The organism is Sphingopyxis sp. (assembly GCF_050725615.1).
In the GTDB taxonomy this organism is placed as follows: Bacteria; Pseudomonadota; Alphaproteobacteria; order Sphingomonadales; family Sphingomonadaceae; genus Sphingopyxis.
Genome location: NZ_JBOHHU010000123.1, coordinates 1 through 9,711, shown reverse-complemented (window position 1 = coordinate 9,711; position 9,711 = coordinate 1). Strand labels below are relative to the sequence as shown.

10 protein-coding genes are annotated in these 9,711 nt (G+C 61.6%); 8 read left to right on the top strand and 2 right to left on the bottom strand.

The window, feature by feature from the left end:
• The first annotated feature begins 157 nt into the window (after window positions 1-157).
• Entirely contained in the window at window positions 158-574 is a 417-nt protein-coding gene (locus ACREB7_RS19570) for a hypothetical protein (RefSeq protein ID WP_431593939.1), read from the top strand.
• The gene (locus ACREB7_RS19565; protein WP_431593938.1) at window positions 555-1,052 is read left to right on the top strand and encodes an ImmA/IrrE family metallo-endopeptidase; all 498 of its coding nucleotides are present in this window, start codon (window positions 555-557) and stop codon (window positions 1,050-1,052) included. The genes ACREB7_RS19570 and ACREB7_RS19565 overlap by 20 nt, the downstream gene beginning before the upstream one ends.
• Here ACREB7_RS19565 and ACREB7_RS19560 read toward each other — a convergent pair.
• Entirely contained in the window at window positions 1,049-2,074 is a 1,026-nt protein-coding gene (locus ACREB7_RS19560; RefSeq protein ID WP_431593937.1) for a hypothetical protein, read from the bottom strand. The genes ACREB7_RS19565 and ACREB7_RS19560 overlap by 4 nt on opposite strands.
• Window positions 2,067-2,999, bottom strand: coding sequence for an IS1595 family transposase (locus ACREB7_RS19555; protein WP_431593936.1), 933 nt, complete (start codon window positions 2,997-2,999; stop codon window positions 2,067-2,069). The genes ACREB7_RS19560 and ACREB7_RS19555 overlap by 8 nt, the downstream gene beginning before the upstream one ends.
• A gap of 490 nt (window positions 3,000-3,489) precedes the next feature.
• Between ACREB7_RS19555 and ACREB7_RS19550 the strand changes: the two genes are divergently transcribed.
• From ACREB7_RS19550 to phoB, 6 genes are all read left to right on the top strand, one after another.
• The gene (locus tag ACREB7_RS19550; protein WP_431593935.1) at window positions 3,490-4,539 is read left to right on the top strand and encodes a substrate-binding domain-containing protein; all 1,050 of its coding nucleotides are present in this window, start codon (window positions 3,490-3,492) and stop codon (window positions 4,537-4,539) included.
• 254 nt (window positions 4,540-4,793) lie between these two features.
• Window positions 4,794-6,170, top strand: coding sequence for a phosphate ABC transporter permease subunit PstC (pstC, locus tag ACREB7_RS19545; protein WP_431593934.1), 1,377 nt, complete (start codon window positions 4,794-4,796; stop codon window positions 6,168-6,170).
• Between the two features lie 49 nt (window positions 6,171-6,219).
• On the top strand, window positions 6,220-7,434 hold the full coding sequence (gene pstA, locus ACREB7_RS19540) for a phosphate ABC transporter permease PstA (RefSeq protein WP_431593933.1): 1,215 nt from the start codon (window positions 6,220-6,222) through the stop codon (window positions 7,432-7,434).
• A gap of 16 nt (window positions 7,435-7,450) precedes the next feature.
• The gene (gene pstB / locus ACREB7_RS19535; RefSeq protein ID WP_431593940.1) at window positions 7,451-8,233 is read left to right on the top strand and encodes a phosphate ABC transporter ATP-binding protein PstB; all 783 of its coding nucleotides are present in this window, start codon (window positions 7,451-7,453) and stop codon (window positions 8,231-8,233) included.
• Between the two features lie 25 nt (window positions 8,234-8,258).
• Window positions 8,259-8,978, top strand: coding sequence for a phosphate signaling complex protein PhoU (gene phoU, locus ACREB7_RS19530; RefSeq protein WP_431593932.1), 720 nt, complete (start codon window positions 8,259-8,261; stop codon window positions 8,976-8,978).
• Entirely contained in the window at window positions 8,978-9,673 is a 696-nt protein-coding gene (phoB, locus tag ACREB7_RS19525) for a phosphate regulon transcriptional regulator PhoB (protein ID WP_431593931.1), read from the top strand. The genes phoU and phoB overlap by 1 nt, the downstream gene beginning before the upstream one ends.
• The last annotated feature ends 38 nt before the right edge of the window (window positions 9,674-9,711 follow it).

Genomic DNA, 9,711 nt, shown 5'->3' with positions numbered 1-9,711 from the left:
CAGCCTCCTGTTCCTTCAAAACCGCGATGATCTGCTCTTCGCTGAACCTGCTTCGTTTCATTGTCGTCCGACTCCTTTGCGTCGGACTCTACCAAAAACCAGTCACATTTCAGGGGAGCACGTCACTGCCGCGCTCTGAATGTGCCACACCGCTAGGATGGCAACAAAGACAATCCCCGTCGATGCATGTTCCAAGATGGTGGAGTCGGCGACGCGCTCTTGCCAGCCCCTAATCGCCACTGCACCGGAACCCGCAAACACCACGGCGGATTCTCTTGCCGCCCTTTCGACAGCCTTCACGTTTGGCTCGATATTGCTTGCGGTCATCGCTCTATTCGGCGCAATCGCGTGGGGCTTTTTTGTGAAAGCGTGGGCGGAAAAGGAGGCTCGCGAAGAGGCGGAGCGATGCACCAAAAAGTGGATTGAAGAAGAGGGCTTCCCGATGCTGCGGCGTGAAATGCAGGAATGGAAGAAGACTTTTCCATTGGAAGCCCCTATATCTGACACCGATATAGGCGATTTGGTTGCCGCTGCCGGAGCGGATGGAAAGGAGAATGACGATGGAAAAAAGTGAAATGAGCATACTGGCTCGGCACATGAAGAAGGCCCCCGTCGATCTCAAGGCCATCTTTGCCGAGCTTGGAATCCACTTCGAGGAAGCTTGCTTGGATAGCGCTTCCGGTTCGATTGTCCGTGACGGCGAGAAATTCATTGTCACCGTCAATGAGAATGAATCGGCGAACCGCCAGCGGTTTACCGCCGCGCATGAATTGGCCCATTATCTCCTGCACCGCGACCTCATGGGTGATGGTGAGCGAATGCATCGACATGTCGATAGTCTGTTTGACGGCGGACAGCCTTCTGGCGACGTCGTTTTCAAGCGCGAGCATGAGATTCAGGCCAACAGGATCGCCGCTCAAATCGTCATGCCGACAGCGCTGATCGAAGAAAAATTCCAGACTAACAAGGATGTGGCGGCGCTTGCCAGGGATTTCGGCGTGTCAAAAGCCGCGATGGAAATTCGCCTTAAAACGCTGCGACTGCTGCCCTAGCCTTCGATAGCCTTGGGTTCATACATTGCGGCAAGTTTTCTTGCTTCACCCGAACCGCCCGGCAGCATGTTCGCCTTTTTCAGAATGTAGACGGGGTATTTCGTCGGCAGATACACCGTACGGAACCAATGCTGAAACTCCGCCCACGCCTCATTCGGATAGGCGTTCGCCTCCTGTGGATTGCTGGCGCTCTGGGGGTACTCTGGCGGGTAATGGTGGGCATATTTGATGCGGGGGCCGTATTTCTCGTCGAGGTTGCCCGCTGTCCAGTAGCGCCCCCATGTGCCGCCAACGCTGCCGTCCGGGATGGTGTGCTCGTTGACGGGCAGACCAGCGTTGATCAAATCGACAAGCAAGCCAGTGCTCTGTTTAAAAACGCTGAAATATCCCATCGGCACGCTGTCTTTGAGCAAGGAGACGCGGGCGTTAAACAGTTTCCAAGGATCAGCGGGAACATAACCTAGAGCGTCATAGATGAACTTCTGGAGGCCGTAGCGCGCGAGGTTGCGGTAGTTTGTGAGGGCCGTTTCATTCGTCCGCTGAGCCTCGAAGGCGAAGTACTCGACCATCGCCATGCAAACCATGTCGGGATAGGCGTAGTGCGGTGATCCGTCCTTGGTAATCTCGATAAACAGGCTCGGCTCGTCAAAGCCCGCCTTCTCCAGATAGTCGCGGAAGAATTGCATTCGACCGCGCGGCCAAACGCCAGCCTCATGAGCTTGCTGCCATTCCTGCGTAAGCTCCTGAATCGTCGAGCGAGCCGCTCCAGTCATTTCAGCAAGGCCGCGTTGCGTTAGATAGGGGATGCCGTTCTCCAGCACCCCCATTTCGATCCCGCCAACGACTCTCTCGACCTCAATCCCTAGATCGAGGCTCATTTGATAGGGTGCCGGTCTTTGCCCCGATTTAGCCACTAAGGCATTGGATTTACTGACTAATGGGGTGGCCGGAGTTATCATTGCCCTTGCGACCTCGTCAAAGTCGGCATCGATCGGTTGAATGATTTTCTTGTCGTCAGGCATTGATGAGACCCTTGTAGGTGAGGCGCTTACCGACCATTCGGCCAATGGTCTGGTCGATGAAGCCCATGGTGCCAGCTTCGCGCGTATTCTGGCGGAACGCAAATTCGTTGACGTAGCGGTGCAGGTGCTTCTGGCTCATGAAGTGATAGATGCCATAATGGCCGCGCTTCAACAGCGCCCAGAAGCTTTCGATGCCGTTGGTATGGATGCAATAGTGGCGGACGTATTCGCCAGCCGAGTGATTGACGGTGTGGTGAATGTAGCCCTTGCCGGAGAGGCCGCGATAAGCCGAAAACTCGTCGGTGACGACGCTGGCACCCTGCGGCACGTTGGCCTCCACGAAGCCCGTGAGCGTCCGTCCCGTGGTGTCGGCAACGGGGGTGGCGCGAACCTGTGCATTGTCGTCACGGATGCCGACAACGGCAGTCTTGCCGACGCCGCCACGGCCAAGGTGAAGGCGCTTGGAGGCGTGCTTGTTCTTCTCTTTGCCGCCGATGAAGGTTTCATCCACTTGGACGTGATCGCCCATGTCGTTGTCGGTGCCAGCCAGCCACGTTTCGCGGATGCGCTGTGCAAGGAACCATGCAGATTTCTGGGTGATGCCAAGCTCGCGGGCCATCTGGGTCGAAGGGATGCCCTTGCGCGCGGTGGTCATCATGTAGATCGCCATGAGCCACTTGTGGAGCGGCAGACGGCTTTCGGCGAGAACGGTGCCAGTGCGGACGCTGAAATGCTGGCGGCAGTCGCGGCAGCGGTAGGGCATCGGCTTGTGGTTCTTGACCTCGGCAACCGACAGGCTGCCACAATGGGGGCAAGAGACCTCGCCAGCCCAGCGATTCTGCTCGAAATAGAGGCGAGCGGCGTTCTCGTCGGGGAAGCGAGCGAAGAACTGATAGAGGCTGACGGTTTCGGGCTTGTCGGTCATGAAACCTAACTAGCCATGGATTGCGCTCCTGTCAAACTTTTTCTGGCTAGCTAGGTATATAGGTCCCCAAATTTGGCAAGAAGGGCCGATTTCCCCATCCCCTTTTTTGCCCTAGCGACATAGAACTTCCCATCCCTGTTGAGAAATGGGTTAAACACTCTTTGGTCAACAAAATAGGAAGCCAAAATTTCTGGAGTTTCGTCCTCTCCGGCGTCGTTACCGAAAAGCGTGCCGTCTTGCAGATCGAACTTTATGCTCACGTCATCTTCCCCACCGATTTCTAAAAGAGAAGCACAACTCCGGAGATAAATCGAGATCGAATTCGATTGTAAAAGGAGATGGAAAGGTCACAGTGGGTCGCTATCTCCACATGACACTTATATGACACTCCTTGTCACAAACACGTCACACAAAACCCCCAAATGGCCCTCAGCGAGTCGCCGCGGGGGTGGCGGCTCCCTCCGCTAACGACCCCCGACAGGACTTTGTCATGTTCCAGAAATTTGCTCTCGTCGCCGGCGCTGCAACGTGCGTGCTGGCGCTTTCCGCGTGCCAGGATCAGGCCTCCTCGGGCGGCGCGGCGCGCGATTATATCAGCGCGGTCGGTTCCTCGACCGTCTATCCCTTTGCCACCACCGTCGGCGAGAAATTCGCCGAGGCGACCGGCAACAAGACCCCGAAGATCGACAGCACCGGCACCGGTGGCGGCTTCGAGCGTTTCTGCTCGGGCGTCGGCGGCGACACTCCCGACATCGCGAACGCCTCGCGCCGCATCAAGAAGAAGGAATTCGACACCTGCGCCAAGAATGGCGTGACCGACATCGTCGAAATCCAGATCGGCATCGACGGCATCGCGCTGGGCGAAGCCGCGCGCGGCCCCGGCTTCAAGCTGTCGGAAGAAGATGTGTACAAGGCGCTGGCCGCAAACCCCTATGGCAAGCCTAACACCGCCAAGACCTGGGCCGACGTCAACCCGGCGCTGCCCGCGGTCGCGATCTCGGTCTTCGGCCCGCCGTCAACCAGCGGCACCTATGATGCGTTCAAGGAGCTGATCCTGGGCAAGGGCTGCGACGCCAATGCCGGGATGAAGGCGCTGAAGGACAGCAACAAGGACAAGCATGACGAAGTGTGCACGACGCTGCGCGGCGCGCCCTTCTATGTCGAGCAGGGCGAGAATGATAACCTCATCATCTCGAAGCTCGACAAGAACCCGACCAGCCTCGGCATCTTCGGCTTCAGCTATCTCGACGCCAACAAGGACAAGATCAAGGCGGTGCCGGTGCAGGGCGTCAGCCCGACCTATGCCGCGATCGCCGACGGCAGCTACCCCGGTTCGCGCCCGCTGTTCATCTATATCAAGAAGAAGCATGTCGGCGTAATCCCCGGTCTCGCCGAATATGTCGCCGAATTCCTGAAGGGTTCGGGCGAAGGCGGCTATCTCGCCGCCAAGGGCCTGATCGTGTCGCCCAAGGACATCGCCGCGACCGCCGCAGCGAATGCCAAGGGCTGGGTCGTGCTCAACGGCGCCGAACTGAAGTAAGCGGATTGGCCGGTGGCCGGGACGGGGTTCCATTCCCTTCCCGGCCGCCGCTTTTTGCCGAACGCCCTACCCCCGCTCGTGTCGAGCGAAGTCGAGACACGTTCGCGCCAGACGTGTCTCGACTTCGCTCGACACGAACGGAAATGTGGTTGAGACACCAACGGGGATGTGGGCGAAGTTTATGACGCAGAGTCATCAAATTGCCACGCCCGCCCGCTTTGGGTCACGGCGGGCCGGATGATGAAGGGGATAGTGTGACTTTCAACGCCGCCGCCTTGCTGCTCCTGATCGCCGGCCTTGCGCTGATCGGCTGGCTGGCCGGCCGCGCGCGCTCGGCGATGCTCGCGGGGCGCGCGGGCCGGAAACTCCACTCGCGCCCGCAATATCATGGCTGGTATGTCGCGCTGTGGCTGTTCGCTCCCGCCGCGCTGTTCCTCGGCGTGTGGAGCGCGGTGTCGCCCGGCCTCGTCACCAACCAGGTGCTGGCGAGCGATGCGGCGAAAGAGCTGCCCGCCTTCGGCTTCGAGCGCGGCGCCATCCTGTCCGACGCGCGCAATGTCGCGACCGGCCATCAGGCCCAGGTGCGCATCCCCGCCGCCGCGCCTTTGGTCAAACCCTATGCCGACGCCGGCCACAAATATGCGTGGATCGGCATCGCCGCGATGCTGGCGCTGGCGCTGGCGGGCGGGCTTTACGCCTTCACGCGCATCAAGCCCGATTTCCGCGCCCGGACGCGGGTCGAGAAGATCGTCATGCTGCTGTTGCTGCTGGCGTCGCTCGTCGCGATCCTGACGACGTTCGGCATCGTGCTGTCGCTGCTGTTCGAATCGATCCGCTTCTTCCGCCTCGTGTCGCCGGCCGAATTGCTGTTCGGCACCCATTGGGCGCCGACGAGCGGGGCCCCGCAGCCCGACACCTTTGGCGGCATTCCCCTGTTCTGGGGCACGGTGCTGATCGGCGCGATCATCGCGATGATCGTCGCGATCCCGATCGGCATGATGAGCGCGGTCTATCTCACCCAATATGCCAACCCGCGCGTGCGCAAATGGGTGAAGCCGTGCCTCGAAATCCTCGCGGGCGTGCCGACCGTCGTTTACGGCTATTTCGCCGCGCTGACCGTCGCCCCGGCGCTGCGCGAATTCGCGGTGATGATCGGCGTGCCCAACGCCAGCACCGAAAGCGCGCTCGCGGCGGGCATCGTGATGGGCGTGATGATCATCCCCTTTGTCTCGTCGATGGCCGACGACAGCATCAACGCGGTGCCGCAGGCGATGCGCGACGGATCGCTGGCGCTGGGCGCGACGCCAAACGAGACGATCCGCCAGGTGCTGATCCCCGCCGCGCTTCCGGGCGTGATGGGCGGCATCCTGCTCGCGGTCAGCCGCGCGATCGGCGAGACGATGATCGTGGTGATGGCGGCGGGCCTGTCGGCCAATATGACCGCCAACCCGTTTGCCAGCGTCACCACGGTGACCGCGCAGATCGTAAAATTGCTGACCGGCGACCAGGAATTCGACAGCGCCAAGACCCTCGCCGCCTTCGCGCTCGGGCTCGTGCTGTTCGTCGTGACCCTGCTGCTCAACATCGTCGCGCTGCGCATCGTCAAAAGATATCGCGAAGCTTATGAATAGAGACACGCCTTCTCGCTCCAGGGCCCCAACCGACTGGAAGGGCGGCGCGATGCAGGGCCGCATCGCCAAGCGCTACGCCGCCGAGCGCCGGTTCCGGCTGTTCGGGCTGGGCGCGGTGCTGCTCTCGGGCCTGTTCCTCGCCTTCCTGCTGTTCACGATGGTCGGCAACGGGCTGCGCGGCTTCACCTACACCAATGTCGAAGTGCCGGTCGACTTCGTGGCGATGCCGCTGACCGTCGATGCGGCGCGGCTGGGCGATGCCGACGCCGACCAGGTGATCGCGAACGCCGGCCTCGCCGACATCGTCGCCTTCGCCGCCGACGAGGCGCTGGGCGACGGCGGCTCGGCGATGATCAGCGAAAATGCGTGGAAGGAAGTGCGCAGCGCGATCAAGGACGACCCCGAATTGCTCAAGGGCAAGACGGTCTTCCATCTGCCGACGTCGAGCGCGGTCGACATCGCCGCCAAGGAAGGCGCCAAAGGCGCGCTGGGCAGCAAGGTCGATGCGCTGGAGCGCGACGGCAAATTGTCGACCGGCATTCACTGGCCCTTCTTCCGCAACGCCGACGCCACAGATCCCGCGGTCGCGGGCATCTGGGGCGCGCTCAAGGGGTCGGTGCTGACGATCCTGATCGCCTTCCTGATCGCCTTCCCGACCGGGGTGCTCGCCGCGCTCTATCTCGAGGAATATGCGCCCAAGAACCGCTGGACCGACCTCATCGAAGTGTCGATCAACAATCTCGCGGCGGTGCCCTCGATCATCTTCGGCCTGCTTGCGCTCGCGGTGTTCATCAACTGGTTCGGCATCTGCCAGGCGAGCGCGCTCGTCGGCGGCTTGACCCTCGCGCTGATGACGATGCCGGTGATCGTCATCGCCAGCCGCAACGCGATCAAGTCGGTGCCGCCGTCGATCCGCGACGCGGCGCTGGGTGTGGGCGCCAGCCCGGTGCAGGTGGTGTTCCACCATGTCCTGCCGCTCGCGCTGCCCGGCATCCTGACCGGCACGATCATCGGCATGGCGCGCGCGCTGGGCGAAACCGCGCCTTTGCTCTTGATCGGGATGCGCGCCTTCATCGGCGATGTGCCGGACGGCGTCTGCTCGCCCGCGACGGTGCTGCCGATGCAGATCTTCCTCTGGTCGGACGAGGTCGACCGCGGCTTCGTCGAAAAGACCTCCGCCGCGATCATCGTGCTGCTCATCGTCCTGCTGTCGATGAACGCGCTCGCGATCTATCTTCGCAACAAATTTGAAAAACGCTGGTGAAGCTAAAGCCATGACCATGACCCAAGATGATCTGACCATAACCGACCCGAAGATGACGGCGCAGAACGTCAACGTCTTCTATGGCGAGAAACAGGCGATCAACGACGTCTCGATCGATGTCGGCACCGAACTGGTCACCGCCTTCATCGGCCCGTCGGGCTGCGGCAAGTCGACCTTTCTGCGCTCGCTCAACCGCATGAACGACACCGTCGCGAGCGCGAAGGTGACCGGCCGCATCGAACTGGACGGCGAGGATATCTACGCGCCGTCGATGGACGTCGTGCAGCTGCGCGCCCGCGTCGGCATGGTGTTCCAGAAACCCAACCCCTTCCCCAAATCCATCTATGACAACGTCGGTTACGGCCCGCGCATCCACGGCCTCGCTCCGACCAAGGCCGACCTCGACGGCATCGTCGAACGCGCGCTCGTCCGCGCCGGCCTGTGGGACGAGGTCAAGGACCGGCTCGGCGAAAGCGGCACCGCTTTGTCGGGCGGCCAGCAACAGCGGCTGTGCATCGCGCGCGCGATCGCGGTCGACCCCGAAGTCATTTTGATGGACGAGCCCTGCTCGGCGCTCGACCCGATCGCGACCGCGAAGATCGAGGAACTGATCCACGAACTGCGCGGCAAATTCGCGATCGTCATCGTCACGCACAATATGCAACAGGCGGCCCGCGTGTCGCAGCGCACCGCCTTTTTCCACCTCGGAACCCTCGTCGAATATGGCAAGACCACCGACATCTTCACCAACCCGCGCCAGGAGCGGACCAAGGATTATATCACCGGCCGCTACGGCTAAACCGTAGCCGCGAAAGGATAGCATGATGGCAATCGTCAACGATCACACGGTCAAGGCCTTCGACGAAGACCTCAACCGCCTCCGCGGTCTGATCAGCGAGATGGGCGGCCGCGCCGAACAGGCGCTGCTCCAGGCGATGACCGCGCTCAACATGGGCGACCTCGAACTCGCGGCGCAGGTCGTGCGCGACGACAAGAAGATCGACGCGCTCGAAAGCGAAGTCGAGCAACTCGCGGTCCAGACCATCGCCCTCAGGGCCCCGATGGCCGACGACCTGCGCGAGATGATCGCGGCGCTGAAAATCGTGTCGGTCGTCGAACGGATCGGCGACTATGCCAAGAATATCGCCAAGCGCGTCGCGCTGATGGACCAGACGCGATCGATCGAGGCGATCCCGCTGCTGATCTCGATGTCGAACATCGTCGCCGAACTGATCCACGACGCGCTCGACAGTTTCGCGGCGCGCGATGCCGACCTCGCGGTGCGGGTCACCGTCCGCGACAAGAATGTCGACGATTTCTACAACAGCATCTTCCGCACCCTCGTGACCTTTATGATGGAAAATCCGAAATATATTTCGGAAAGCGCGCATCTGCTGTTCGTCGCCAAGAACCTCGAACGCATGGGCGACCATGCGACCAACATCGCCGAGATGGTCTATTATGTCGTCACCGGCGGCCAGATGGACGAACGCGAGCGCGGCGAGCAGCCCGAGGACGGCGCTGCGGAACAGGAGCAAGGCTGATGCCGCAGCCCGACCTGCTTCTCATCGAAGATGATGAAGCGATCGCCGAACTGATCGTGTGGCATTTCGCCCGCGAAGGTTTTTCGGTGCGCCAGACCCCCGACGGCGAACAGGCGCTCGTCCTGGTCGAGGAACGCGTGCCCGACATCGTCCTGCTCGACTGGATGATCGAAAGCCTGCCGGGCATCGAGGTCTGCCGCCGGCTCCGCCGCAACCCCAAATCGGCGAATGTGCCGATCATCATGCTCACCGCGCGCGGCGAGGAAGAGGATCGTATTCGCGGGCTGGAAACCGGCGCCGACGATTATGTCACCAAGCCGTTCAGCCCGCGCGAACTGGTCGCGCGCGTCCAGGCGGTGCTGCGCCGCCTGCGCCCCGCGCTCGCCGGCGAAATGCTCAGCTATGCCGACATCGAGCTCGACTCGGTCGCGCACAAGGTCGTGCGCGGCGGGCAGATCGTGAACATGGGCCCGACCGAATTTCGCCTGCTGCGCCATTTCATGGAGCATCCGGGCCGCGTCTTTTCGCGAGGCCAATTGCTCGACAGCGTCTGGGGCCAGGACAGCGATATCGAATTGCGCACCGTCGATGTCCATATCCGCCGGCTGCGCAAGGCGATCAACCTGCCCGGCACGAGCGACATCATCCGCACCGTGCGCTCGGCGGGTTACGCGCTGGATTCGGGCAAGGGCTGATCCCTTTCATCGTCATTGCGAGCGAAGCGAAGCAATCC